Below are 24,716 nucleotides of genomic sequence, written 5' to 3'. Positions count from 1 at the left end.
TCGCTCCTGCGCCAAGATTTTTTTACCGGGACGCAATCCTGCGTCGACCAGGGGCGAACATCACTGTGCGCGGGGCACACGCGGCAGTTCGCCGGGGGTGTCGCCCGGGGTGACCACCGGTACGTCGCCCTCGGCGTCCTCTGCAGAAGTGCCCGGGACGGACGGAGCGGCCGGAGCAGTCGGGGGCGCCGGCGAAGCGGAGGAAGGAGCGGGCACCGCCGGGGCTTCCGGAACATCGGGCGCGTCCGTAACATCCTTGACGTCGGGTACGGACAGCATCCGATGAACGGACGGGGCGGCCGGAACGGCCGATTCCGTCAGCGGCGGCAGCGGGAGCGACACGTCGGGCAGCAGCGGACCGTCGCCGGCGAGCGGCCCGGCCGGCCCCCACGCGGCGGGACCGCGGGACTCCGATCCGGCCATGAGGCCGGGCACGTCGGTCCGGTGGTGGCCCTCCTCCGTCGTGGGCGAGTCGGCCACGGTTTGGGAGGAAGCCGGCGGACGAACCCCGCCCTCCTCCACCTCCCCATGTATGGAGGGAAGTGCCAACCCCAGAGCTGCGAGCGTCGCCGCGGTGGACGCCACCGTCGCCACCTGCGCACCGCTGCCCAGCCGGGGCCGGCCGCGCCAGCACATCCAGAAGCCGGTGGCGAGCGTCGCGGCGAGCGAGTTGCGCATCGTACGGCGGGCCCTGGCGAGCAGCGACTCGACCGTCCGGTAGCTCAGTCCCATCTTCCGGGCGACCTGGCCGACGTCCAGGTCCTCCGACTTGAGCCAGAGCGCCTCCGCCTGCCGTGCGGGCAGGTCGCCGCTCCGGTTCGCCAGCCACGTGGCCTCGGCGCGATCGCACACCACTTCGTCGACGGGGGCGATGGAGTGCGGGGTCGGCGTCGAGCGGCTGCCCACCTCTGCCTCACGGTTGACCTGGCGATACCGGTCGACGCACAGACGCATGGTCACGGTCGTGAGCCACGCCCCGAGCCGCTCGTCCTCGACGTGCGCATTCTCCATGGCGCGCACCATCGCCTCGTGGACGGCGTCCTCCGCGTCCTCGACGCTCATTGACCGCCTGCGCGCGACCCTCAGCAGATGCTCGCGATGGCTCCACATACGCTGCCAGCGCTCGTCCGAGCAGCCATGCGGTCGCCCCGAATGAGCGGACTGCGGATCAGTCGCCATCAGGCCTCCTCGCACCGTTTCAAAACACTGGCCCCTCGGAAGAGCCGTCCATACCACTCGGTCGGTGGCGGCCGACATTACCGGCAGGTACACCGTGGCGGGAGGGGGGCCGTGACCGAATAAGTGCGAAGTCAGTCACGATTCAGTTGCGTTTCGATCCACTCAGTAGCGTTACCCCTCCACGAATCCGGATACCGGGATCGCTCGCCTCGCCCGGAAGGGCGTCCGGCACCGAGTGGTTCAGCGGCATACGCCCCAGATAGCCGCTGTACGCCGGCAGGGCGCCCTCGCGCCCGGGATCGAGGAAGCCGACCTGGAGGCGCTGGAGGAGCCGGACCGGATCTGGAGCCGGACCGGTTCTGGCTGTGGGGATGCGCGGCAGCCTCACCATGGGCGGTCATCTCGGCCTTGGCCTGCAGGACGTAGGTCAGGCCGCGGTCCTCCAGGCCACGGCGGAAGTCGGCGTTGGCGCCGTATCCGGCATCCGCGACAGGAACAACCTCCAGGACAGCGGGCACGAGGCCGTGTCCGAGGCGGCGTGAACCCTCACCCCGACCTGGCAGTTGCCGACCCCAGCGTGCCGGAGTACTGCCGGGCCACACCGGCCGAGCAGATGCCGTCCTTGGGGAAGCCGGTGTCGTCCACCTCCCATACCTCAGGACGGACCACCCGCACGGCCCGCCACGGCAGCCGGGCTCGCACCGCATCCAAGGACCAGGTGGAGGACGTAATGAACTGCTGGAGTTGCTGGTGGTCCGCCCCCGAGCGCTCAGCCATCGGCTGCATCGACTTGCGTCAGCCATCCAGCAAAAGCCCCAACAGGGCGCCCTTCTCACGCTGATCCCGCCGCAGCAGCGGCGCGAACGCCTCCCCGGCAAACTCCTCCAGGCGGCCCTGACACGCAGCAAGTTCCCCAGCCCTCATACAACCAGCGAACTACCAGACATCCACCTGACAAGACCACGTGACAAAGCCCTACCAGCCGCATAACTCGTGTCCAGGATTCGAGGTCCAGGCCCCGGCAGCTCCGGCTTGGTGCATGGGTCAGCAACCAACGGAGCAGGGCCGCGACACAGTCCCCGGAGCGGATGGAACAGCTCTCCGCCATCGGCATGCGATGCCCGCCATGTCCAGCGCATGTCGAAACGACCGACACACAGCGCGTGCGCCTGTGTGCCCCGGCTTACGCACCAAGTTGCGGGCGCCGACAGCAGTCTGTATGTGCTCACCGGCCTGTCGGCATCTGCTCTGCCCAGCCGGCATTGCAGGGCCTGGCCGTGGCCTCGGCGATGCCGGGGCCACCACTGCATCGGGCTCCGAGCGAAGACCACCTTCACCGATACGTTCGGGCGACCCACGTCAACGAACTTCAGGCGCAGGACGCTAGCTAGGACGGCACCGACGGGACCACATGAACAGCCGAACTTCCTCCGCACGGCGACCCCACGAGGCCGAAGCCGCAGGCGAATTCGAGACCAAGGCCAAGCCGAGACCCAGGGCGCCCACCCCTCCACGAGTTCGTGATGGCCTTCACCTCCTCCGCTCGCGGTGCGCGCCTCGCCCGCAGGCTGGTCTCCCAACGGCTCGACGCGTGGGGTACCCGTACGGCGGCCGGGTCAACGACTCACTCACCCTGATCACCGCCGAGCTGGTCGCCAACGCCGTACGGCACGGGCACGTCGCCGGGCGGGACTTCCACCTGCGACTCATCGACGGCACCGACACCCTGCGCGTAGAGGTCACGGACACCCGGACCGAACGCGTGCCGCTGCTCTCCGACCGGGAGCCGTCGGGCGACGTGGAGTTCGGCCGGGGCCTGCTGATCGTGGCGGGGCTGGCGACCCGCTGGGCGGTCGCCCCGCGCCTGGGCGCGCCGGGCAAGACGGTCTGGGCGGAACTGCGCCGGGCGTGAGACACGCAGGCCCCGGCCATCGGTAAGCACTTTCACGCCAACGGCCCGGAGGCCAAACGACCGTGGACGGCCGGTGTCAGTGCCGGGCACTAGTCTCGTTCGCCCGGCAAGGAGCCGGTGAACCCAGGGGGAGAACGACACCGTCATGCCCGAAATCCACACCGGATACCGCCTCTCCGTCGTCGACGAGGACCCGCTGCGCGCCCGCAAGGAGGCACGCGAACTGCTGGCCGGCCTGGCCGAGTTGGATCCCACCGCCAGGCTCGACCTGCCCGCGCCCGTGGGCCCGGCGGGGGCCGGCGACAAGGGCGGCCCGTCCGCCGAGACCGTCGGGCTGCTGCTGAGCGCCGGTTCGTTCGTCGCCGCGCTGGTGCAGGTGTGGCTGGCGCGGGTCCCGCAGCGCACCCTCGTGGTCAAGCGGCCCGACGGGGCGACCCTGCAGATCACCGGCAAGCAGGCCCGCGAGGACGACACCCTGGTCGAGCGGTTCCTCGCGGAGGACGGCGACGACGGCACGGCGGCGGGCTGAGCGGCGATGACCGAGAACGACCGCCACGCCTTACTCGTCGGCGTCTCCACGTACGACAGCGAGACGTACGCCGACCTCCCGGCCGTGCGCGCCGACCTGCACTACATGCGGGCGGTGCTGGAGAACACCGAGATCGGCATGTACAACGAGTGCGCGGTGGCCGCCGAGCCGACGCGCGCGGAGATGCTGCACGCCGTCGAGTCGTTCCTGGAGGCCCGGCAGCCCAGTGAGACCGCGCTGCTGTACTTCAGCGGGCACGGCGAGTACTGCGAGCAGGACGGCCAGCTGTATTTCCTGACCCGGGACACCGACCCCGCCGACCTGCCGGGCACGGCCGTACCGGCGGAGTTCCTGGAGCGGATGCTCCAGTCCTGCCGGGCCGCCTCGAAACTGGTCCTGCTGGACTGCTGCTCCAGCGGCTCCGTCGTCCAGGGCTGGACCGCCAAGGGCGCGTCGGGAGAACCGGACCGGCCCGCGCCGAGCACCCTGCTGCGGCCGACCGGCGTGTACTTCATCACCGCGTCCGACGCCCTCCAGGCGGCCTCCGCGATGGCGCCGCCCGGGTCGGGCCTGGGCACCTCCCGGTTCACCGGGGAAATCGTCGAGGGACTGCGCAACGGCCGGATCAAGGGCGGCGGCTGGATCACCCCGGATGACCTCTTCGACTACCTGACCGCCCAGATGACCCGCGACGGCGTGCCGGAGGAGCAGCGGCCCACCAAGTCCACGATCCGGGCCACCCGGAGCCTTCCCTTCGCCCGGTCGGTGGCACGACCCGTGCGGCTTCCCGCACCGCCCCACGACGCCGCCGGAGCCGCCCCGCACTCCCCCGCGCTGCTGAAGGCCCGGGAGCTGGCCGAGGCGGACGAGCGGGACGGCGTCGACCGGGAGCGGCTGCTGCGGTACTACGCGGACTGCCTCACCGCACAGGCGGCGGCCGGCATGCGGCCCGAGCGGGACGGCGGCCGGGACGCGAAGTACTTCCTGCTGGCACAGGGCGAGGAGACCATCCAGTCGGGCCGCGGACCGCACATCGTCGCACCCGGAGCGCTGCCCCGGCCGCAGGACGGGAAGACAGGCTCGGACGCCCGGGCGGGGTCGCGGCAGGAGTACTGGTACGGCTACCCGGCGGTCACGCTGCCCGCGCGGGACGGCGGCCGGGGACGGCGCGCGACGGTGGAGGTGGCGCCGCTGCTCCTCCAGCAGATGGAGCTGGCACCGGACGAGAACGGCCGGGACGTGCTCCGGCCCAGCGGCGTGCCGTCCCTGCACAGCGGCGTCGTCGCGGAACTCCTGGACGCCGGGGACGCCGCCGACCTGGTCGCCCGCTGGCAGCCCGCCTGGCAGGAGGGCAACGACGCCCAGATGCTGCGCGCCGTACGGGAGTTGCTGGAGGAGCTGGGGCTGCCGGAACTCGAACCGCTGGACCCGTCCGCGCTCAGCGACCGCACGGTCATGCAGGCACTGCGGCCCGGCGCGCACAACGCGGCCGTGCTGCTGGTGCCGTCCGGCGCGGAGGCCATGGCCACCCAGGCGCTGGTGGAGAACCTGCTCCAGATCTCCACGCGGACCGCCCAGATCACGGGCACCGCCCTGGACGCGCTGCTGAGCGGAGGGGCCCGGCAGGAGCCCGCCCCGGCCGCGGCAGAGCCGGTGGCGCCCGTCGCTCCGGGGCCGTGCAACGAGAGCCAGGAGCGGGTGATCTCCTCGGCGATGACCCAGCCACTGACGGTGGCGACCGGGCCGCCCGGCACGGGCAAGAGCGAGGTCGTCACGGCGGTCGTCACCACCTGCGTCGCCGCCGGGCAGTCGGTGCTGGTCGCCTCCACCAACAACGAGGCCGTGAACGTCGTCGCCCAGCGCTGCGACGACATCGCGCCCGGCCTGCTGATGCGGACGGGCAACGCCGAGGCGCTGGAGCGGGAGGCCACCAAACTGGAACGGCTGCTCGCCGAACCGGCCGGGGCCCCGCGGCGCGGATCGGCCACCGTGGGCGGCGAACTGCGCAACACCCGAAGGACGGCCGACCGGCTGCGGGCCCAGGCGGCGCACCGTGTCGGTGAGGAAGGACGGCTGCTGGAACTGCTCCGCGACCGGGAGGAACGGGCCGCCGCCCTGGAGTTGGCGCGGCCCCTCCTCGAAGGGGTCTGGGCGGCGCACGAGGACGGCGTGGCGCCGCTGGGGCGGTGGGCGGACAGGGCGCGGAAGATGGCCGGGGCCCGCTGGTGGCAGCTGGGGGCATGGCGGCGCGGGCGTGCGCTCGCCGCGCTGGTCTCGGCCGGGGCGGAGTGCCCCGAGGGGGACGGACCGGCCTGGCCGGAGTGGGCGACGGGACGACCGGTGCCGCCCGAGCTGCTGGAGTCCCTCGCCGGGATCGTGTCCGTGGAGCGGGAGGTGCGGGAACTCGTCCGCCGGCACGCGGAATGGGACGAGGCAGGGCTCAAGGAGTCCCGGCTGGCCACGGCGGGGGCGCTGGCCGACCTGTCGGCGGAACTCTCCCGCGCGCTGTCCGCCGAGGCCCTCGACCGGGCCACCGGGCTCATGAACCAGCGGCTCCAGGCACTCCGCCGCCGCTCCGGCTACCAGCGCAGCCAGAAGAACCTGATGACACACCTCAAGGGGTGGGTCGTCAGCACCCACTCGGTGCGGCAGCTGGAACTCACCCCGAGGCTCTTCGACCTGGTGGTCATCGACGAGGCCAGCCAGTGCTCCATCCCGTCGGTGCTTCCGCTGCTGTTCCGGGCCCGCCGGGCGCTGATCATCGGTGACCCGATGCAGCTCGGGCATATCCCCGGCGTGTCACCGCAGCAGGAGCAGCAGGCACGGAAGCGGGCCGGGCTGAGCTCCGCACAACTGGAGCACCACCGCCTCACCTACCACGTCTACTCCTCGTACCACGCGGCCGAACAGCACGGCGACAGCGCGCTGCTCCTCGACGAGCACTACCGCTGCCACCCGCGGATCGCGGACGTCGTCAACGGCCACTGCTACGGCGGCCGGTTGCGGGTGCTGACCGATGTGCGGGCGCAGGTGGCGGCGCACGATCCGGTGGGAGCGGCCGATCCGGCACCGGTGCTCGGCTGGGTCGACGTACCGTCCGCAGAATCGGCGCGCGGCGGCGACGGCCGGTCCTGGCGGAACACGGTGGAGGCGGAGGCCGTCCGGCGCGTGGTCGACGGATTGCTGGCACGCCTCCCGCCGGAGGCGACGGTGGGAGTGGTCACACCGTTCCGGGCGCAGAAGGAGACACTGGCCCGGGTGTGGCGGGACGACGACCGGGTCCGGGTCGGCACCGTCCACACCTTCCAAGGCGGACAGCGCGACGTGATGGTGCTCAGCCCGGTGGCAGCACCCAACACACCGCCCCGGACGACGCATTGGGTCGCGAGCCAGGTCAACCTGTGGAACGTGGCGGTCACCCGCGCCAAGTCGCAGTTGATCACGGTGGGCTACCGGGCCTTCTGGCAGGAGCAGAACGGCCTGCCGGCCCTCCTCGCCGCGCGCTCGGCGCCGCTGGGAGCGGGCGAGGACGGTGCGACGGCCGTGGTCGGCGCGCCCGGCCCGGTGACCGGGGCCCGCGAGGACCTCGCCGACCGCCTGCAGCGGTACCTGACCGGACGAGGCGTCACCGACCTGGAGCGATCCGTGCTGGTGGGCGGACACCCGGTGGACCTGCTGTTCACCGACGCCGGGGAGAACACGGCCGTGCTGATCGACCCCGGCCCGGGGCCCGGCGGGGACCCGGCGCGGCACCTTCGGCTCACCCACGCGCGAGGCGACCTGCTCACCGGGCTGCCCTCAGGGGGCCATGGGGCCAAGCCCTGCCCGGTGAGCCGGACGGTGCGGGTGCCAGCCTGGCGGATCCTGGCGGGCGAGGCCGCGCTGGCGCCGCTGTTCGGCTGAGCCGAGAACGGCGCGGGCCGGGCTCCGGCGGCCCGGCCCGTTCCGAGGATCGCTCAGCCGCCGGGCAGGCTCCGTACGACATACGTCATGTGCTGGAGATTTCCCGCCCGCAGCCACTCCGTGGGCCCGCCCACACCCTCGCCGGTCGACAGCGGGCCGTGCGCGCAGGCGCTCAGCCATTCCTCGCCCTGCCCGGCCCCCGCTCCCCGGAACTCCGGCAGTTCGGTGATCCGGCGGGCCGCGGCGCGGTTGGCGGCGATCCGGTCGGGCCCTCGGGTCAGCGTCTTGAACAGGAGGTACGAGCTGTCGGTGGTGTAACGGAGCACACCCCAGGGCGGACCGCCCTTCCTCCCGGGTGCCGGGGCCTGCGCGAGGGCGCTGGGGGGCTGTATGCCGTAGTCGCCGTAACCGAGCAGCGGGGCGTAGGCCCTGCCCGTCGCGCGCACCTCGTGCCACATGCGCCACTCCGGCCGCGGCTGCTCACACGCCCCGTCCGCCAGCATGTCGGCGGTGACGCGGGGAAGTCCCCCGCCGAGCAGAGCGGCGCTCCGCCAGACCGCCAGGGGCATCAGCGCGTCGAGGGCCCGCAGCGCCTCCTTGCCCGCGTCCGGCCGGTCACCGAGGACCGCGCCCATGTCGAGCAGCAGATCCACGGACACCTCCGGGCCCGTCCGGTCCAGCAGGCCCCGGACGTCCTCCCCGAGGCGGCCGTCCCACTCCCCGGTGACCCGCACCCGGACACCGAGCCCGCGCAGACAGCGCCGGGCCGTCTCCGCCGCCGCCCGCTGCTGCGCCTCGGTCCGCTCGGGTCCGGTGACCGGCCGCAGCCGCCCCAACTCGCAGTAGAGGGACAGCGCTTCGGCGAGGCCGGCGGTCTGCGCGTCCTCGCCGAAGGGAGCGTCGAGCCATCCGCCGTCCCGGCTCACGGCACTCGCCGGACCGACGTATTTGCCGACCAGCGTGGGCAGCGTCGCCGGGGCCGCTCCGGGTAACGGCGGCAGGTTCCACAGCGGCCGGATCACGGACCGGATGTCCGGCCACAGCAGCCGGCAGGCACCGGCCGCGTGCGGTCGGGCCGGCAGAACGGGAACATAGAGCGGTCCGGACATCACGGCTCCCCCTCGGCACCGTCCGTGCGCATCCCTTCCCACCAGGGTCCGTTCGCCGCGGAGCAGTGGAAAAGAGAGCGTTTTCGGCCCGCATGGCTGAGATGTTCACGGGCCTGGTGCCGGTGTGACGCACGTTGCGCCACCTCGGGAGGTGCGGCGGGGGAACGCGCCACGTGGGGAGGCACGCCACGTCCGCTCCGGGCAAACGGTGCCACACTTGATGGCGTGACGGAGACGGACCGACAGCTCACCCGGCGGCTCGAGCAGGCCATCACGGACCTGCTGGAGCGACGTGCGGCCACCGCCTCGATCTGCCCGTCCGACGCCGCGCGTGAGGTCTACGAGGGGGACGACGAGGGCTGGCGAGCCTTGATGGAACCGGCCCGCCGAGCGGCCTGGCGTCTGGTGGCGGCCGGCGAGGTCGTGGTGACCCAGGCCGGCCGCCCCGTCACGGAGAGCGCGGCCCGCGGCCCGATCCGCATCCGCCGCGCAGGTCCTCGGCGGCCCCGCTCCTGAGGACCTCCCCCGTCCGCGCCGGACTCCCCCGCCGGGCAGCCGGAGACCCACCCGCCGGTGGGTGGGGACGCCAGGAACGCGCCGCCCCCACCCCTCGGGCGTCCTACCAGGAAGTTCCTCTCCGACCGCGGCAAGATCCGCAGCCGCCGGGTCACCCGGGGCAGCCGGCAGCAGCAGCGCCATATCGCCACGGCCGTCAGGAACGCCCGCGAGATGGCCCTGCTCCCCTACGCCGGCAGCTGACCCCCACCACCCCTCCCACCAAAGGACCCTCATAGCCGTCCCCAAGCGCAAGATGTCCCGCAGCAACACCCGCCACCGCCGCGCCCGGTGGAAGGCGAGCACCCCACCGCTCGCCCCGGTCGGCATCGACGGCACCACCCACCTGGTGTCCCAGCACCTCAGGAAGGCATACGAACGCGGCCTCCTCCGCCCGGAGAACTGAGGCAGCCGGCCGCACGACCTCCTGCCGGTGACCGTCCTGCCCGGCTTCCTGGGAGCGGGCAGGTCACACTCTCAACGGGCGAATTCGGGTTGATGATCAGTATCCACACCGGCGGGTGCAGATCGTACAGCGGATCCCCGGCTCCACCCAGCCCCTGAGTTCGGCGGAAAGTGCCCGGTATCGGAGCCACCGAGCACCAGGTGCCGACACCGTGACAACCACAGCCGCCGCCAGCGTCTGGGAGGACTTCGACGTCCCCGCACACGCCCGAAGAGGGCACCCTGCGCACAGTGAAGTTCGAAGCCCGACGGGCCGCGGCCGCGCTGGGGCGGGAGCTGGGCCATCCCCTCACGGTGCAGTCGATCCTCGCCGCGCACGGGGCGCCCGTCGGTGGACGCTGGCAACGCGGGAAGCTCGACGTGGACCAGGTGCTCGTCGTCGAGGCCCGTCTGCTGGTTCGCCGCCTACGCAGTCGGCCGCAGGTACTCGGGTCTGCTGAGGTCGCTCGTATTGCGGCAGCTGCTGAGCATGCCCTCCGGGCGGCCCGATGAGGCACCAGAGCCCAGTGTGCCAATTGGCACACTGGTCGTACGCCAGGGCCGGCCATCGCTCCGTGGCGGGATCGTCCCGCCGCTCACCCGCGCCGACCGTGGGATCCCGGCACGTCGATGTACGAGCACGTCCCACCGGAGCGGCAGTGTGGTCAGCCGCACCGGCGGGTCCGCGCCCCGGGGCGTGCGGGGCAAGGTTCTGCGCGGCACGCCCAGTACGGGACCGTCGCCGACCATGCCCGGTAGCAACACGCGGCCCAGCGGGCGCCGTACGGGCACGAAGGTCGGGCGTCACGGCGACTGATCAGCCCCCGCCCGAGGGGCACGACGGGGCCGCTTCCGTACGGAACCGCCACCGCTGCTACGTTCGATCGTGTGCATCCCGAGGTAGAGAAATTCCGCGAACGCAGCGTACGTGCAAGGGACATGGGGTTCGGCCTCGTCATCATCGCGGCTCTTTTGTGGGTGTGGTGCGGCGTGCTGCTGATCATGCCCTACGAAGTGAAGACCGGGCCCGACACCTTGTCCCAGAAGTGCGCGGCCCGTCTGTTCACCGACGAGGGCACCGCCAACGAAGGACGGCTGGAGGATGCCTGTGCGGATGAGCGGGACTGGCCAGAATTGCTAGCCGTGTTGGGCGCTTCCCTCCCCATCTCCGTGGTGGGAAGTGCGCTCATCACCTACGGCAGCCTCAGCATCCGCATGAGCAAGCACGCGGTCGCCCTGGCCGGCTTCCGCGAATCGGCAGCCCGCGAGAAGGAGGAGAAGGAGGTGGGGAAGAAGGAGGACTAAGAGTAAGAGGAGAGGAAGAGGACGCCTGTGCCGGCATGGCGGCCGGGGACGACGCAGTCGGAATGGCGTACTGCGGGGGAAAGTTGATCCAGGACAGCCCACCCAGGTCGAGCCGCATGTGGGCCAGGACAGACTCGACGGCCTGCATCATCGTGCGGCCCGCTGATCGACAGGGTGGTCGGAAGACCAGACCGAATTTCTCCTATGACCGCAACGTCTCCGAGGGCGACTCCCCGAACCGTTGGCGGTACGCGAGTGAGAAACGGCCCGGGTGCAGGAAGCCCCAGCGGGAGGCGACGGCGGTCACGGTCGCGGAACCCGGGTCGGAGGCCAGGAGTTCCTTGCGTACCCGGTCCAGGCGGACCTCTCGCAGGTACGCGAGCGGTGTCGTCTCGAGGTGCCGGCGAAAGCCGTCTTGAAGGGCCCGTACGCTGACGCCGACGCATTCCGCGATCTCCGCGACCGTGAGCGGCTCGGCGGCGTGTCCCTCGATGACCTCCATGGCGCGGCGGACCGCGGGCGGTGCGACGCGCGGCTGCTCGCCGAGCAGCGCCGACGTGTAGTTGCTGGGCTGGGCCATCAACAGCTGGGTCATGAGGAGCGATTCAAGCTGTTTTGTCACGAGGGGCTGGCTTGTCATCCCACCAGGCCCCTCCGCCTCCCGGCGCATGAGGTCGACGATGTTGAGCCAGGAGCGGGAGCCCGGCGTGGTGAGGTTCATGCCGAGCGAGAAGAAGATCGGGCGGCGCACGGTGCGGCCGAGCAAACTGCCCAGGTGCGATTCCAGCGACGATCGGTCGAACCACACGATCAGCTGCGGATTGCCATCACCCCAGCGCATGTCCAACTTTCCGGTCGGAGAGGGGACAGAAGCGAGTTCCGGGGAGGAAATGATCTCCTCGCGGCCGCAGGTGATTTCGGCGTGACCGGCGAGCGGGATCTGGACGAGGAAAAAGCTCTCCAGATCGCCCGGTGTGATCCGGACTTCCGTTCCGTAATCGAGGTAATAGAGACCTGTCCGGTCGAAGTGTGCGCCGTGCAGCCGGGCGTCGAGCGTCGCCGAGCGCCGCACGATGCGCAGCTCATGCGGACAGAAGGCGCGGCCGACCTCGGCCCGTGCCTCCCAAATGTCCGCTGTATGGAACCGCTGGTGATTTGCCAGGGGGGAATTTTCAGCGGGCATGTAAACCTCCACCGCCGAGATGCGCAATCGGTACAGCAACCCGCGTGATCCGGATAGCGGAGGTGATCTTGCCATACCAAGATTGACCCCCGACCGCCGCGGACCCAAGAGAATCCTGGGAACCAACAATGCAGGGAGTGCCGGGCCGGACTGCGCTCGTCAGAGGCGGAGTCACGCCCAGCGGACAGCCCGTCGCATGCGGGCTGCGCGTATTACGCGCGACCGACGCGGCGCGGGCGGCCAAGGCCGTACCTCCGCGCGTCGCGGCACCCTTGCCTCTGCTGCCGCGGCTCGCCGGTTCGGCCGGGCCCCTCTAGCCGGCCGGGTTACCCGGGGGCCCGTCCCCCCGGTCCTACGGGTGACCCGGCCTCCTGCGGCTGCCCGCCGGCCCCCCCCCTCCGGCGGGCAGCCGCATTGCACACAACCGCCGCCACCCGTTGACGCCGCTACGTGCCGAAACGCTCGTACAGCGCACGGCACTGCACTGCATGGCACTGCATGGCACTGCATGGCACGGCACGGCACGGCACGGCACGGCACCGCTCAAAAACCGCACACCCAAACCCCCGGAGAACGCATTCATGCGCAAGATCACCATCGTCGGAGCCGGCCAGGCCGGTCTCCAGCTCGGCATCGGCCTGATCGGCCACGGTTTTGACGTCACCATCGTGTCCAACCGCACCGGAGACCAGATCCGCGAGGGCCGGGTGATGTCCAGCCAGGCCATGTTCGGCACCGCGCTGGCCCACGAGCGCAACCTCGGTCTCGACTTCTGGGGCGATGCCTGCCCGTCGATCGACGGTCTCGGCGTGAGCATCGCCGACGGCCAGGGCGGCCGGGCACTCTCCTTCGACGCCCGTCTTGAAGCCACCGCCCGCTCCATCGACCAGCGCGTCAAAATGCCGCTCTGGATGGGAGAGTTCGCGCGCCGCGGCGGCCGTCTGGAACTCTGCGAGGCCGGCATCGAGGACCTGGAGCGCTACGCCGCCGAGTCGGACCTGGTGATCGTCGCGGCCGGCAAGGGCGAGATCGCCGGGCTGTTCGAGCGGGACGCCATGCGTTCCCCGTACGACGCTCCGCAGCGCGCGCTGGCCCTGGCGTACGTCACCGGCATGGCAGCGCTGCCCGACCGCCCCGGCGTCAGCTTCAACGTCATCCCCGGTGTGGGTGAGTACTTCACCATGCCCAGCCTCACCACCAGCGGCCCTTGCGACATCATGTTCTTCGAGGGCATCCCGGGTGGCCCGCTCGACTGCTTCGACGGGCTCACCCCCCACCAGCAGCTGGCGAAGTTCCAGGAGCTGCTGCGGACGTACGTTCCGTGGGAGGCCGAGCGCTGCACCGATGTCACGCTCACCGACTTGAACGGCACCCTCGCAGGCCGCTTCGCGCCGACGGTCCGCAAGCCCGTCGCCACACTGCCCTCCGGCGCGCAGGTGCTCGGCCTCGCCGACGTCGTCGTCCTCAACGACCCGATCACCGGCCAGGGGTCCAACAACGCCTCGAAGTGCGCGGCCTCCTACCTCGCCACCATCCTGGACCACGGCGAGCGCCCGTACGACGCCGCGTTCATGGAACTGGCCTTCGGCCGCTTCTGGGACAACGCGCAGGCCGCCACGGCCTGGACCAACGCCATGCTCGGCGCCCCGCCGCAGCACGTCCTGGAGATCTTTGGTGCGGCGAGCACCAACTCCCGTATCGCTGCCCGCTTCGTCAACGCCTTCGACGACCCGCGCGACTTGTTCCGCTGGTTCATGGACCCGGTCGCCGCGAAGAACTATCTGACCGAGGCCGGCGCCTGAACGTCGGCGCTGAACGGCCGTCAAACGAATCCGCGTCAGCTGACGCAACGTCAGCGATAGATGCGTCACGAGAGCAGGACAGCAGGACATGAGAAGGATCGCGGTGGTCGGGGCCGGGCAGGCGGGTGCCCAACTCGCCCTGGGACTCCAGGCGCACGGCTATGACGTCACCTTGGTCACCGACCGTGACCCCGACGAGATACGCCGCGGTCCGGTCATGTCCAGCCAGTGCATGTTCGACACCGCGCTCCAGAGCGAGCGCGAACTCGGCCTGCACCAGTGGGAGGACCAGGCCCCGGACATCTCCGGCATCGCGTTCTCTCTCATCGGTCCGCACGGCACTCCGGACGTCTCCTGGCACGCGCCGCTGGAGGGCCCGGCCCACTCCGTCGACCAGCGGGTCAAGTGTGCCGCCTGGATCGAGCAGTTCGCGGACGGCGGCCGCGGCGAGATCGTGCTGCACGAGGCGGGTGTCAACGACCTCGAGTGGTACGCCCGTACGCACGATCTCGTCGTGGTCTCCACGGGCAAGGGCGAGCTGAGCCACCTCTTCCCGCGCAACCCCGAACTCTCCCCCTACGACCGGCCGCGCCGTGCGCTGGCTCTGACGTATGTCACGGGAACGGCACCGCGGGAGGGAGCGGACGCCGTCCACTACCGCCTGGTCCCCGGCGTCGGCGAATACTTCTCCTTCCCGGCCCTCACCACCACCGGCCCCTGCGACATCATGGTCTTCGAAGGCGTCCCCGGCGGCCCGATGGACTGCTGGGACGACATCCGCACGCCTGAAGGCCACCTCACCCGCTCACTGGAGATCCTCCACCGGTTCTTCCCCGACGACTACGAGCACTACCGGCACGCCCGGCTCACCGACAGCGGCGGCGTGTTGCGCGGCAGGCTCACTCCGACCGTCCGGCACCCCGTCGCCCGCCTGGCCTCCGGCCGGCACGTCCTCGGCATGGCCGACGCCGTCGTCCTCAACGATCCGATCACCGGCCAGGGTTCGAACAACGCGGCCCAGGCCGCGACCCACTACCTCGACAGCATCCTCCGCCACGGCACCGCCGAATTCACCCCGCAGTGGATGCAGCGCACCTTCGACAACTTCTGGCGCGGCTGGGCCCAATGGGCCGTCGGCTGGACCAACTCTCTCCTGACCGACCTGAGTCCCCACCACCGTGACCTTCTGACCGCGGCGGCCGAAATCCCCTCTGTCGCCGGCGCCCTCGCCGCCGGATTCGACGACCCGCGCACCCTCTACCGCTGGTGGTTCGAGGAGGCCGAGGCACACCGCTTCCTCGCCGAGAAGCGCGCCCAGCACGCCGCCCGCTTCGACGGCCGCGAACTCCGGCGCGCGCTGGGCCAGTACGCCACCGGCGTGACCGTGGTGACGGCCCGCGCCGCCGACGGCCGCAATGTCGGCATGACCGCGAACTCCTTCACCTCCGTCTCGTTGAACCCGCCCCTCGTCCTGTGGTGCCCCGGCAAAAACAGCCCGAGCCTCCCGGACTTCACCGACGCCTCGCACTTCGCCGTCCACATACTGGCCGCCGACCAGCACCACCTCTCCCGCCAGTTCGCCACCCCGGCCGACGACAAATTCCGCGGTACCCCCACCACCCCCGGCATCGCCGGCACCCCTCTCCTGGACGGCGCGGTCGCCCGCTTCCAATGCCGCACCGTCCAACGCCTCGACGCCGGCGACCACATCATCTTCCTCGGCGAGGTCGAACAGTACGAAGCCGACGGCGGTACCCCTCTGGTGTTCCACTCGGGGTACTACCAGGTGGCGACCAAGCATCCAGATCTGTGAACTCGCTTTGCCACGCTCCAGCTTCATCACAGGAGCTGTGGTCAGCGGCTGTCGGCGGTTTCACCGCGGTCCAGTGCCGCATCAGGCAAGGTGTCTCTGGCGACCCGCAAGCGGACCGAACACATCGTCCGTCAGAGCTCATCGATGTCGCCTGCGTCCAGCGGAACACGCCAGCCGGGCCCCGAGGCGGCGGTGATCGCCCGCACCCGTCCCTGCGCGCACATCGCCGCGGAGAAGTCGCAGCACTTCGAGGAGGTGCTGCAGAAACTGACGGAGCGGGGGGAATGTCAGGCACAGGCGCTGGAGCGGCTAGTTTGTGTGTGCAGGACTGGTACGCAGGCCCGTGGGGGCAGAGGTGCACGGGGGACGGGAGGTCGGGAAGAGTGTCGCTGCGCGAAGGTGATCCAGCCGAGATCGGTGGTTATCCACTTGAGGCCCGGCTCGGCGCGGGTGGCATGGGCACGGTCTTTCTGGCCCGTACGGGTTCGGGGCGTCCTGTCGCGATCAAACTGATCCACCCGCAGTTCGCGGCGGACGACGAGTTCCGCATCCGCTTCCGGCAGGAGGTGGCGGCGGCGAGGCGGGTGAGCGGCGCGTTCACCGCCGCCGTGGTCGACGCTGCCCCTGAGGCCGAGCAGCCGTGGATGGCGACGACCTATATCCAGGGGCCCACGCTCTCCCGGCGCATCGCCACGAAGGGCCCGCTGAGCGGAGCGGAGCTGAGGAGGCTCGCCATCGGGCTGGCGGAGGCGCTGCGGGACATCCACCGGGTGGGGGTCGTCCACCGTGACCTGAAGCCCTCGAACGTCGTGCTCTCGCCCGAGGGCCCACGCGTCATCGACTTCGGCATTTCGCGCGCCGTGGACCAGCAGACGCTGACGGTTACCGGACGGGTCATCGGTACGCCGCCCTTCATGTCGCCGGAGCAGTTGCAGGCGCCGCGTGAGGTGGGGCCGCGGTCCGATGTCTTCTCGCTGGGGACGCTGCTGGCGTACGCAGCAACGGGCCAGGGGCCCTTCGACGCGGAGAGCCCCTACATAGTTGCGTATCAGGTGGTGCACGGGGAGCCGTCGCTGGAGGATGTGCCGGTGGCCTTGCGCACGGTCGTCGAGTCGTGCCTGGCCAAGGAGTCCAATGGGCGCCCCTCTGCGGACGAACTCCTCGTGCTGCTACGGGACCTGCCGGCCGACCTCGGCCAGACCGACGCGTGGGGCGTTGACGCGGGCCGCACCCGCGACGTGATCACCCAGCACCACCTCGCGACGCCGGCCACCCCGGCGCCGGCAACCCCGACCACCCAGGCGTCCGTAACCCCGCCCACCCCGGCGCCGGATGCCCCGACCAGCACCCCGGCCGGTCCCGACACGGGGAGCGCCGACACTCCCATCGGCCGCCGACCACGCCGCCGATGGCGCCCCGTGCTCGCGGCCGCGGTCGCGGTCACGGTAACCGCGGTCGGTGGAGGAGTCGCCGTACTGACGACGGGCGGCTTTGGGGGGAACAGCGGCGGCGACAAGGGCAACAGCCTCGCGGCCCCGGGTGCCGCACTTCCGGACGGCTTCGCGCCGTGGCACAAGACCGTGCCCGGCGGTCGCCCGGACATCCCCGACGAGCTGCGTTGCGTCGCGCGCGGCGACTCGCTGTTCTGCGGGGGCGGCAGTGTTGTCGCGACCCGTATCAGGGCCAAGGACGGCTCACGGATGTGGACGGCGAAGAGCCCCGGAGTCCCCGCCAACGGCATGCACTTGGTGGGCGCCACCGACGACACGGTGCTCGGTTACCGCTTCGCCGCCCAGGACGCCCCGCAGGACCCTCGCAGCGAGGTGGTGGCCATCGACGCGAACAACGGACGGGAGCTGTGGTCCGTGCCGTCCGGCGCCCAGTCGACGGCCGTCACGGGTCGGACGCAGGACGCCATTGTGGTCGGCTCCGACGTCGTGACGGTCGACGCTTCCAACTCCCGCTTGGAGGCCCGCGACGCGCACAGCGGTCGGGTCACATGGACGTCACCATTCCCACCAGGTACGCAGTGCGCTCCCGTCCCGGTGGGCCCACAGCTCGTCGCGATGTGCGCGAAGGACACGGAGGTGGATGCCTTTGCGGTGCGCCACCCCACCCTGTATCCGGTCGACCGCGCCTCGGGGGCCCTGGGCAGGCCCATCACGGTCAACGGCCCCGCCGTGCCGATGGGCACCGCCAACGGCAAGCTCGTACTCCTGCAAGTACGCCTGGGGGGAACGGAGCTGGACCGCTACAACGGAGTGGCACGGGTCGACATGCCCTCGCGGAAGGTCACGTACTCCCGACTGGCCACGACATACACGGGGACGCCCGGCATGGCGGACAGCACCGTCTACGTGAGCGAGCAGACCGGTCTCGTCACCGCACTCGACCCCGCGACCGGCCGGAAGAAATGGTCGCGGCAGTCTGGCGTGGAGGGCGCGTCGGGTCCTGTGGCGGGGGCCGACGCACTGTATTTCAGCTCCGCCACCGGCCGGGTGGTCGCACTGTCGCCGGACGATGGCAAACCCCTGTGGACAACAAATCCGCAGGCCGATGGGTTGACGGGCGAGCTGGACATAAGCCCGCGGGTGACTCTTGCGGGGCGTGCGGTGATCGTGGCCGCGGCCAAGAACACTCTCTTCGCCTTCGACGCACAGAAACCGCCGAAGGCGGGCTGACCCGGGTGGCTGGCCGGCGGCTGCAACATTGCCAGTCCGGCAGGTACGCCAAGGCCAGCTCACCAGACGGGCCGTCCAGTCTGTTGGTCCGCGAGTTCGGCGTCGGACTTACCTGTCTGACCGCTCGGGGAGCGCGAGGAAACGGCGTCAGCCGTGCCCGCCCGGGCCCGCGCCGACGCGGCCGCATCGCGCCGGAACGCCCAGGACATCTTCGGCTCCATCACGTATCGGAACACCCGCCGTACCGGCCTCGTGCACAGCAGCGTGATCAGCGTGGCGGCCAGCACCGTCACCACGACCTCGCCGACCGGTGTGCGCACCCAGGGGAGAGTGTCGTACCCACCGGACCAGCGTGCCATCTTGATCGCGAAACCGTGCAGCAGATAGCCGTACAGCGTGCCCGCGCCCAGCTTCGTGAACCACGTCTGCCGCCGCGGCACCAGGGCCAGGAAGCACCCGGTGAGCACCAAGGCGCAGCCGAACAGCGCGAGTTCCATGACCGGGGAGACCCACGCCGGCATGCCCAGGTCCTGTACGGCGTTGTTCTGCCGGAACCACGCGGAGTTCATGCGCGGCGCCGCCCAGTACGCGAAGACAACGGCGCCCAGTACCACCGGCGCTGCCGCGACGCGGATCGCGCGCTGCCGCAGCAGGTCGAAGTGGGCCGGCTTCAGGTGCAGTCCGAGGACGAAGAACGGCAGGAACTGCAGTACCCGCCGCATGGCGAAGTCGTTGCCGACCTGAGGGGAGGCCGCCGCGAGCACGGCGATCAACAGCGCCAGTGGGACGGGCCAGCGCACGAGCTTCCAGATAGGGGTGGTCAACCGCCAGATGAAGAGAGCCGCCAGGAACCAGTCCAGGTAGTACGGGCTGGTGAGGCTGATCGGCTCGTTCGAGGTGTCGTGCACCCAGCGCTGGAAGTAGGCGTAGAGGACCTCGAACACCACGTACGGCACGGCGACACCGGTGATGAGCCGCTTGATCTTGGCCGGGCTGAGGTCGAATCCGCGGGAGAAATAGCCGGAGATGAGGACGAACGCCGGTATGTGGAAGGTGTAGACGGTCATGTACAGCGCCATCGCCGCCCGGCCGCCGTGGGTGAGCGGCTCCCACGTATGCCCCATGGCGACGAGGACGACCGCCAGGTACTTCGCGTTGTCCAAGAACGGGTCTCTCCCGTCGGACTTGGGCTCGATGCGTGGGACGGGATCCGGCCGCCCCTCGGGCGCCGGGTTCACAGTACGTTCGAGGGGGATGGCCGCGCGGAACATTTGAGGCACCCTAGCTGCACAGCTGTAATGGGCAAAACCGTCCACACGACTGATCCGTCGTCCGTCCGTCATTTCGGCGCCACGTCGGGCCATTTCATGCGTTCCGCCTGCCTGATGCCTCCTCATCTGCCTCAATCGAGGCGTGTACGCGGCGAACCAGGCAGACCGTTGGGGCGCTACGGCGGAAGGCCCGCTACGGGCATTGCCTCGGCGCGGCCGCCATGGTCCGGCCTCGACATGCCCGCTCAGCGCCCACCCGCTGTTCCAGCACCCCGGAGCCCTGCTGCCTGGCTACGCTGACCACCAGGGCCCCGCTGCCGGGGAGTTCCCGGCAGCGGGGCACGTGCAGGCCGTGGCGGCAGCTGGTCGGCAAGGCCGCGCGGCACGAGGGGGCCCGACGGCGTCCGGCTGGTGTTCCCCGCGGGCGCGTGCCACCCCAGCCTCCCCGGACAGCACACTCAGGCCGGCCGCGGGCCCTCAGACCGCCGAGGCCCTCGGGCTACGTGAGGTACCGCTGCCAGGCACCGGCTCGGAGGCATCGGCTCCCAGGGCGACGATCCGGTTGTCCGCGTCGACATGCACGACCTTCGGGCGCAGCGCACGGGCCTCCGCGTCGTCCACCTGGGCATAGCTGATCAGGATGACCAGATCCCCGGGGTGCACCAGATGCGCCGCCGCCCCGTTGATGCCGATGACACCCGAGCCCCGCTCGCCCTCGATGACATACGTCTCCAGGCGCGCCCCGTTGTCGATGTCGACGATATGAACCAGCTCGCCGGGCAGCAGGTCGGCGGCCTCCATCAGGGCGGCGTCGATGGTGACCGACCCCACGTAATGCAGATCGGCCTCGGTCACCGTGGCCCGATGGATCTTGGACTTGAACATGGTGCGCAGCACAGCGTCACACTCCTGCCAGAAAGAGGGTCGCGCCCTCAGCGAGGTGCGCGCCGACCACGCCATGCTACGCGGCGACGCCCTGGGCCTGCCGCTGCGCGCCCGGGTACGTCCCCTGGCGGGCCTGACCGCCACTCCCCGCCAGGCCCACCAGGCCCACCAGGGGGCACAGCGGCACAGTGCACCCCGCGGGACCGGCGAGACTCGTCGTCCGGATGGCAGGGCGGTGACGTCACCGAGGCACCGCGCCCACGCTCCGTACCGGACCCGTTACAGCGACGCGAGGTCGTCGGCCAGGTCGGCGAGGCCGAGGGAGCCCTGGGTGAGCGCCTCCATGTGCCAGGCCCGCAGATCGAAGCCGGGGCCGAGACGGCGGCGGGCGGCGTCGCGGCCCTGGAGCCAGGCGCGCTCGCCCAGCTTGTAGCCGATGGCCTGGCCGGGCCGGCCGAGGTAGCGGTCGATCTCGCTGGTGCGGCGGGTGGCGTCGCTGCCGTGGTGGGCGGCCATGAACGCGGTGGCGAGGTCCGGGGTCCAGCGTTCGTTCTGCCTGCATCTCGGCGACCGCGCGGTGGAACTCCTCCCAGGCCCACGCGTACGCCTCGGCCGGCTCCAGACCGGCGCCGGTGGCCCAGCGGGCCGAACGCAGGTAGCGCTCGCGGCCGACGGCGTCCGGGGTGCCGTCCGCGGCGGGCAGGTAGGTGCCGCGCAGCCAGTCACGGAAGCCGGCCACCGCGGTCGTCGCCCGCTCGGCCGCGGTGTCCAGCTCGGGCCTGAGCCGATCCGGACCGGCGGCCACGAACGCGCGCAGGTCGCCGCCCTCGATCCCCTGACCTCGACCCGGCTCGGCCTGCACCCCGAGGACACGCTTTGGTGATCAAGCCAGTTAAGACGACCTACAAAGCCAGCCGGGTGGTCCTGGAAAGGCCAGCGTCACCCCGCAGACATTACTTACCGAGCGACCGTGGAGATGGTCCCGATCCCGCCAGCCCGTTTGTTCGCCGCGTCGGCTTCCTGATAGGTGAAGTAGTCGCGGACCGTACCATCCGGGAGGTGGAGTCGGTAGATAGCGGGCTGCGGTGTCGTCCCGCCGCAATTGCATGCCATGATCGCGATCCTTTCCGTAGCTTCGTCGAAGTATTGGTTCGCTGGTGCTGCATGGTTCTGTCATTCCGGGGGTGCGTTCCGGTGAGTGACCCAAGCTCCGCACTTGCTCGTGCGCACCGCTCTGCCTGTCAGCGTTCAATCAAGCCAGCGTGAAGCGACTCCTGCGGCATAGGAGAGACACAAGGCGGTCGTTGTGAGGTGGAACCATGAAGAGTCTTCCCACCATTGGGCGCACGCGGCTACCGAGGCCCCGACCCAAGTACTGGTGCACCAGCAGCAGTTGACCAGGTAGGTGACCTTGGATTCGTCACCGAAGCGGCCCGCCATCCATATCCTGAAGCCAGCTGCGAGTTTGTCCTTGGTGATGAAACGAGTAATGCGGCAGGTGGCACCCAGGGAAAGCAGAAATCCTGCGAGATTCACGGTCCTCCCGTCCTTTCGGCGCAGCCGGTCCCGACGTAGGCGCGAACCGTCCTACCGAGGCGTCTCGCCCCTACGCGGGTCCGTGTCCGTCAGGTACGGGGCTCTGAAGTCAGCGCCGTCGTAGGCATCTGGGGTTGAGGGTGTGCCGCTCCTTCCGGCCCGGAGCCGGGGTCGGGAGGGAGCGGACGCGGGCAGCGCGGGCAGCGCGGGCAGGTTCAACGAGCCCTAGGAGGGGCTGGTCCTCGCCTGCCTTGACACAAGACGAGTGGGGCCACCCGTGGTTCCGCCGTGGCGCCACACGGAACCCGAACTCAAGGCTCCCTCATCCCGAAAAGGGCACACCCTCGGGCGCACACACGCACGCTCGCATGCCACAGGCTGCCCAGCTCCGGAGAGGGATGGGCAGCCCACCGGTTTCACCTCCAGTAACCCACCGGAGTGACAATGCCCGCAACGAGCTTGACGGCAATTCATCCAAATGGCCGAGCGGATCAGCGCATCGCGACTTTCCGCCCCACCTGGGCCGAGGGCGCTGTCCAATCTCACGCGAAAGGCGAGACGGATCCTGACCTTGAGCACGAGTCCAGCGGCGTCCCCGCAGGATGCTGAACGCCGCAATGCGTACCTACTGCCGACTGCTGGCCACCAACCCCGGCCGGTCCGGGCGCCGGTGGTCGAGTCGGTCGCCTGCTGGCGATCCGCAAGGTACGGGGCTTGGCCACCGCCGTTGAGGAGGGCCGGGACCTGTCCTCGATGAGCGGCATCCCGGCCGACAGCGCCTACCGTCTGCTGCCGGCCTGACGGCGCGGCCTCACTTCAGGTGCCGGCCGAAGAACCGGTCCCCGTCGTCCACCTCGAACCACGGCGTACCGGCGTGCCCGCCCAGATTGGCGTGCAGCGTCTTCTCCTTGGAGCCGAAGGTGTCGAACAGGTCCAGTGCCCGTTGCCGCGGGTTCCCTTCGTCGTCCCACTGCGGCAGGAACAGCAGCGGAATGGTGACCTGCCGGGCCTCCTCGCGCTGGGCGCGGGGCACATAACCCCCGGCGAAGAATCCGGCGGCCGCGATGCGCGGTTCGACCACCGCCAGCCGGATGCCGATCGCGGTCATCCCCGAGTAGCCGACCGGGCCGCCGATCTCGGGCAGCGAAAGGAGGGCGTCCAGGGTGGTCTGCCATTCCGGGGCCGCCTTTTCGACCAGCGGGACGATGAAGGACTCGAAGATTTCGTCGACCGGCTCGCCGGCCGCCATCGCCCGGTGGAGGTCGGCGCGAGCCTGCTCATCGACGGCGGAACGGGGCCGGTCACCGTGCCCGGGGTGGTCGATGGCGGCAACCGCGTAGCCGTAAGCCGCGGAGTGCCGGGCCCGGGCCACCAGCCGCGGTTCCCGCTTGTGCAGGCCGCCGTTGTGGCCGATCAGGATCAGCGGGGCCGGTGCGGAGCCGGACGTCCACAGGGTGCCGGGGATCTCGCCGAGGGTGAATTCGCGCTCGAGGATGCCGTCGTCGAGGCGCTGTTCAGCAGTGAATTGCATGGTCGTGCCTTTCGGGAGTGCTCTTGAACGGCGCTCCCGGACGACCTATCGCCCGACCGTGACCCCGGAGGGGAGCACCCATGTGGATACTGCGTTCACGGGTACCACCTCCTCGTTCTCTCGCACGGCCGCCGGGAGAGTAGCAGTGGCCGCCGTGGTACGCCAACGGGTTTTGACGTTCGGGCCAGCTCGCGCATTGCGACACGGCGTCAAGGCGTGACGACGTCAAGGGGTCAAGGCACGGATATCGGCTGATCCGGGCCGTACTTGAGGAACCTCTCCCCCGGCAAGCAGCACGGCTCCGGTCTGGGGCCCGCGTGTTCGCGTCGAGGGCGGCGGCCGTGGCCCGGGATCCGGGCGCCGGTTCAGTGTTCGTCGGCCGGTTCCCGTTGAGTGCGGGCGCCGAGGGTTCCGGCGATGTGGTCCGCCAGGCGTTTGCGCAGTTCCTCGCGTGGCACCCCCTTCTCGCCGGCCAGGTATTCGACGAGGTCGGCTCGGGTGGCGGCGAGGAGAGCGTGGGCGGTGAAGTCGGCGGAGTCGGCGGAGTCGATGGCGGCCGGTGCCGGGAGCTGCTTCAGCAGGTCCCGGAGCAGGGTGTGCCAACGCTCGTAGTGAGCTGTCCGGTAGGGGCTGTCCGCGCCGGTTGCCTCCAGGGCCAGCGCGAGGTGGCGGTTGTCGAGCTTGAAGCACAGGACGGCATCGAGGAGGGCCGGTACGCGCTGAAGGGGTGGCGTGGCGGGTCCCAGCGGCGGCGGGCCCGCTTCGACGGCGCTTCTGAGGGGTTCGAGTCGCGCCTCGTACAGGGCGCGGATCAGCGCGGTGCGGTCGCCGAAGGCGCGGAAGAGGGTCCCCTTGCCGACGCCGGCCGCTGCCGCGATGTCGGCCATGGTGACGTCTTCGGGGCTCCGGCACTGGGTGAAGAGGGTGTCGGCGGCCGCGAAGACGGCTGCGCGGTTGCGGGCCGCGTCCTTGCGTGGCTTGCGTTCAGGCACGGGGCACCTCCGGTTGCGATACGGACCGGCGGTCCGTATCGTTCGCAGGGAGAAACGGACCGCTGGTCCGTATCGTACGGGATGGA

Annotated in this window: 24 protein-coding genes and 1 pseudogene; 13 read left to right on the top strand and 12 right to left on the bottom strand. The window is 70.7% G+C overall.

Features of this window, described 5'->3' with window-relative positions; translation table 11 throughout:
• Positions 1 to 60: 60 nt before the first annotated feature.
• A complete protein-coding gene (locus tag ACGF4C_RS20050) occupies positions 61 to 1,110 on the bottom strand; it encodes an RNA polymerase sigma factor (protein WP_393568026.1) in 1,050 nt (349 codons plus the stop codon).
• Between the two features lie 200 nt (positions 1,111 to 1,310).
• The gene (locus ACGF4C_RS20045; protein ID WP_393568025.1) at positions 1,311 to 1,625 is read right to left on the bottom strand and encodes a hypothetical protein; all 315 of its coding nucleotides are present in this window, start codon (positions 1,623 to 1,625) and stop codon (positions 1,311 to 1,313) included.
• Here ACGF4C_RS20045 and ACGF4C_RS20040 point away from each other — a divergent pair.
• Positions 1,551 to 1,721, top strand: a complete 171-nt coding sequence (locus tag ACGF4C_RS20040; RefSeq protein WP_393568037.1) for a hypothetical protein — start codon at positions 1,551 to 1,553, stop codon at positions 1,719 to 1,721. The genes ACGF4C_RS20045 and ACGF4C_RS20040 overlap by 75 nt on opposite strands.
• A gap of 4 nt (positions 1,722 to 1,725) precedes the next feature.
• Here the strand turns inward: ACGF4C_RS20040 and ACGF4C_RS20035 are convergent, their stop codons facing one another.
• Entirely contained in the window at positions 1,726 to 1,956 is a 231-nt protein-coding gene (locus ACGF4C_RS20035; RefSeq protein ID WP_393567894.1) for a transposase, read from the bottom strand.
• A 209-nt stretch (positions 1,957 to 2,165) separates the two neighbouring features.
• Here ACGF4C_RS20035 and ACGF4C_RS20030 point away from each other — a divergent pair, with 209 nt between their 5' ends.
• From ACGF4C_RS20030 to ACGF4C_RS20015, 4 genes are all read left to right on the top strand, one after another.
• A complete protein-coding gene (locus ACGF4C_RS20030) occupies positions 2,166 to 2,570 on the top strand; it encodes a helicase associated domain-containing protein (RefSeq protein ID WP_393568024.1) in 405 nt (134 codons plus the stop codon).
• A 200-nt stretch (positions 2,571 to 2,770) separates the two neighbouring features.
• Complete coding sequence (locus ACGF4C_RS20025; RefSeq protein WP_393567892.1) at positions 2,771 to 3,091, top strand: ATP-binding protein; 321 nt, start codon at positions 2,771 to 2,773, stop codon at positions 3,089 to 3,091.
• 145 nt (positions 3,092 to 3,236) lie between these two features.
• On the top strand, positions 3,237 to 3,620 hold the full coding sequence (locus ACGF4C_RS20020) for a hypothetical protein (protein WP_393567890.1): 384 nt from the start codon (positions 3,237 to 3,239) through the stop codon (positions 3,618 to 3,620).
• Between the two features lie 6 nt (positions 3,621 to 3,626).
• Positions 3,627 to 7,523 carry an AAA domain-containing protein gene (locus ACGF4C_RS20015; protein WP_393567888.1) on the top strand — a complete coding sequence of 1,299 codons (3,897 nt, stop codon included), beginning with the start codon at positions 3,627 to 3,629 and terminating at the stop codon, positions 7,521 to 7,523.
• 53 nt (positions 7,524 to 7,576) lie between these two features.
• Here ACGF4C_RS20015 and ACGF4C_RS20010 read toward each other — a convergent pair whose 3' ends face one another.
• Positions 7,577 to 8,632, bottom strand: a complete 1,056-nt coding sequence (locus ACGF4C_RS20010) for a hypothetical protein (RefSeq protein ID WP_393567886.1) — start codon at positions 8,630 to 8,632, stop codon at positions 7,577 to 7,579.
• Positions 8,633 to 8,857: 225 nt separating this feature from the next.
• Here ACGF4C_RS20010 and ACGF4C_RS20005 point away from each other — a divergent pair, with 225 nt between their 5' ends.
• From ACGF4C_RS20005 to ACGF4C_RS19985, 5 genes are all read left to right on the top strand, one after another.
• Positions 8,858 to 9,148, top strand: a complete 291-nt coding sequence (locus ACGF4C_RS20005; protein ID WP_393567885.1) for a DUF3253 domain-containing protein — start codon at positions 8,858 to 8,860, stop codon at positions 9,146 to 9,148.
• Positions 9,149 to 9,205: 57 nt separating this feature from the next.
• On the top strand, positions 9,206 to 9,391 hold the full coding sequence (gene rpsR, locus ACGF4C_RS20000) for a 30S ribosomal protein S18 (RefSeq protein ID WP_393567883.1): 186 nt from the start codon (positions 9,206 to 9,208) through the stop codon (positions 9,389 to 9,391).
• Between the two features lie 31 nt (positions 9,392 to 9,422).
• On the top strand, positions 9,423 to 9,593 hold the full coding sequence (rpmF, locus tag ACGF4C_RS19995; protein ID WP_393568022.1) for a 50S ribosomal protein L32: 171 nt from the start codon (positions 9,423 to 9,425) through the stop codon (positions 9,591 to 9,593).
• 290 nt (positions 9,594 to 9,883) lie between these two features.
• On the top strand, positions 9,884 to 10,144 hold the full coding sequence (locus ACGF4C_RS19990; protein WP_393567881.1) for a hypothetical protein: 261 nt from the start codon (positions 9,884 to 9,886) through the stop codon (positions 10,142 to 10,144).
• A gap of 375 nt (positions 10,145 to 10,519) precedes the next feature.
• Positions 10,520 to 10,936, top strand: coding sequence for a hypothetical protein (locus ACGF4C_RS19985; RefSeq protein ID WP_393567880.1), 417 nt, complete (start codon positions 10,520 to 10,522; stop codon positions 10,934 to 10,936).
• A 202-nt stretch (positions 10,937 to 11,138) separates the two neighbouring features.
• Here ACGF4C_RS19985 and ACGF4C_RS19980 read toward each other — a convergent pair whose 3' ends face one another.
• On the bottom strand, positions 11,139 to 12,119 hold the full coding sequence (locus ACGF4C_RS19980; protein WP_393567878.1) for an AraC family transcriptional regulator: 981 nt from the start codon (positions 12,117 to 12,119) through the stop codon (positions 11,139 to 11,141).
• A gap of 581 nt (positions 12,120 to 12,700) precedes the next feature.
• On the opposite strand from ACGF4C_RS19980, the gene ACGF4C_RS19975 reads away from it, so the two are divergent.
• The 3 genes from ACGF4C_RS19975 (at position 12,701) to ACGF4C_RS19965 (ending at position 18,415) form a co-directional block, all read left to right on the top strand.
• Positions 12,701 to 13,921, top strand: coding sequence for a styrene monooxygenase/indole monooxygenase family protein (locus ACGF4C_RS19975; RefSeq protein ID WP_393567876.1), 1,221 nt, complete (start codon positions 12,701 to 12,703; stop codon positions 13,919 to 13,921).
• Positions 13,922 to 14,009: 88 nt separating this feature from the next.
• On the top strand, positions 14,010 to 15,734 hold the full coding sequence (locus ACGF4C_RS19970; protein ID WP_393567874.1) for a flavin reductase: 1,725 nt from the start codon (positions 14,010 to 14,012) through the stop codon (positions 15,732 to 15,734).
• 383 nt (positions 15,735 to 16,117) lie between these two features.
• Positions 16,118 to 18,415 carry a serine/threonine-protein kinase gene (locus tag ACGF4C_RS19965; RefSeq protein ID WP_393567872.1) on the top strand — a complete coding sequence of 766 codons (2,298 nt, stop codon included), beginning with the start codon at positions 16,118 to 16,120 and terminating at the stop codon, positions 18,413 to 18,415.
• 59 nt (positions 18,416 to 18,474) lie between these two features.
• On the opposite strand, the gene ACGF4C_RS19960 is transcribed toward ACGF4C_RS19965, so the two are convergent.
• From ACGF4C_RS19960 to ACGF4C_RS19930, 7 genes and pseudogenes are all read right to left on the bottom strand, one after another.
• Positions 18,475 to 19,686 (bottom strand): acyltransferase family protein, encoded by a 1,212-nt coding sequence (locus ACGF4C_RS19960; RefSeq protein WP_393567870.1) that lies wholly within the window; start codon positions 19,684 to 19,686, stop codon positions 18,475 to 18,477.
• Between the two features lie 477 nt (positions 19,687 to 20,163).
• Positions 20,164 to 20,583, bottom strand: coding sequence for an aspartate 1-decarboxylase (panD, locus tag ACGF4C_RS19955; RefSeq protein ID WP_030413541.1), 420 nt, complete (start codon positions 20,581 to 20,583; stop codon positions 20,164 to 20,166).
• 267 nt (positions 20,584 to 20,850) lie between these two features.
• Entirely contained in the window at positions 20,851 to 21,087 is a 237-nt protein-coding gene (locus ACGF4C_RS19950) for a DUF885 family protein (protein WP_393567868.1), read from the bottom strand.
• 94 nt (positions 21,088 to 21,181) lie between these two features.
• A pseudogene (locus ACGF4C_RS19945) lies at positions 21,182 to 21,310 on the bottom strand (hypothetical protein); the annotation flags it as partial.
• Positions 21,311 to 21,819: 509 nt separating this feature from the next.
• Positions 21,820 to 22,107 (bottom strand): hypothetical protein, encoded by a 288-nt coding sequence (locus tag ACGF4C_RS19940; RefSeq protein ID WP_393567866.1) that lies wholly within the window; start codon positions 22,105 to 22,107, stop codon positions 21,820 to 21,822.
• 811 nt (positions 22,108 to 22,918) lie between these two features.
• Positions 22,919 to 23,638, bottom strand: coding sequence for a dienelactone hydrolase family protein (locus ACGF4C_RS19935; protein WP_393567865.1), 720 nt, complete (start codon positions 23,636 to 23,638; stop codon positions 22,919 to 22,921).
• A gap of 365 nt (positions 23,639 to 24,003) precedes the next feature.
• Entirely contained in the window at positions 24,004 to 24,630 is a 627-nt protein-coding gene (locus ACGF4C_RS19930) for a TetR/AcrR family transcriptional regulator (protein ID WP_393567864.1), read from the bottom strand.
• Positions 24,631 to 24,716 lie beyond the last annotated feature (86 nt).

The sequence above is a fragment of the Streptomyces sp. NPDC048197 genome (assembly GCF_043202395.1).
GTDB classification, from domain to species: Bacteria; Actinomycetota; Actinomycetes; order Streptomycetales; family Streptomycetaceae; genus Streptomyces; species Streptomyces siderophoricus.
The sequence above is the reverse complement of the archived record's forward strand: the minus strand, read 5'-3'. Positions and strand labels throughout refer to the sequence as shown.

What these genes read in the sequence shown, in the direction of transcription:
- ACGF4C_RS20050 (WP_393568026.1), bottom strand. Translation starts at nt 1,110, where the DNA reads ATGTGGAGCCATCGCGAGCATCTGCTGAGGGTCGCGCGCAGGCGGTCA.
- ACGF4C_RS20040 (WP_393568037.1), top strand. Translation starts at nt 1,551, where the DNA reads ATGCGCGGCAGCCTCACCATGGGCGGTCATCTCGGCCTTGGCCTGCAG.
- ACGF4C_RS20035 (WP_393567894.1), bottom strand. Translation starts at nt 1,956, where the DNA reads ATGGCTGAGCGCTCGGGGGCGGACCACCAGCAACTCCAGCAGTTCATT.
- ACGF4C_RS20020 (WP_393567890.1), top strand. Translation starts at nt 3,237, where the DNA reads ATGCCCGAAATCCACACCGGATACCGCCTCTCCGTCGTCGACGAGGAC.
- ACGF4C_RS20015 (WP_393567888.1), top strand. Translation starts at nt 3,627, where the DNA reads ATGACCGAGAACGACCGCCACGCCTTACTCGTCGGCGTCTCCACGTAC.
- ACGF4C_RS20010 (WP_393567886.1), bottom strand. Translation starts at nt 8,632, where the DNA reads ATGTCCGGACCGCTCTATGTTCCCGTTCTGCCGGCCCGACCGCACGCG.
- ACGF4C_RS19980 (WP_393567878.1), bottom strand. Translation starts at nt 12,119, where the DNA reads ATGCCCGCTGAAAATTCCCCCCTGGCAAATCACCAGCGGTTCCATACA.
- ACGF4C_RS19975 (WP_393567876.1), top strand. Translation starts at nt 12,701, where the DNA reads ATGCGCAAGATCACCATCGTCGGAGCCGGCCAGGCCGGTCTCCAGCTC.
- ACGF4C_RS19970 (WP_393567874.1), top strand. Translation starts at nt 14,010, where the DNA reads ATGAGAAGGATCGCGGTGGTCGGGGCCGGGCAGGCGGGTGCCCAACTC.
- ACGF4C_RS19960 (WP_393567870.1), bottom strand. Translation starts at nt 19,686, where the DNA reads ATGTTCCGCGCGGCCATCCCCCTCGAACGTACTGTGAACCCGGCGCCC.
- ACGF4C_RS19950 (WP_393567868.1), bottom strand. Translation starts at nt 21,087, where the DNA reads ATGGCCGCCCACCACGGCAGCGACGCCACCCGCCGCACCAGCGAGATC.
- ACGF4C_RS19935 (WP_393567865.1), bottom strand. Translation starts at nt 23,638, where the DNA reads ATGCAATTCACTGCTGAACAGCGCCTCGACGACGGCATCCTCGAGCGC.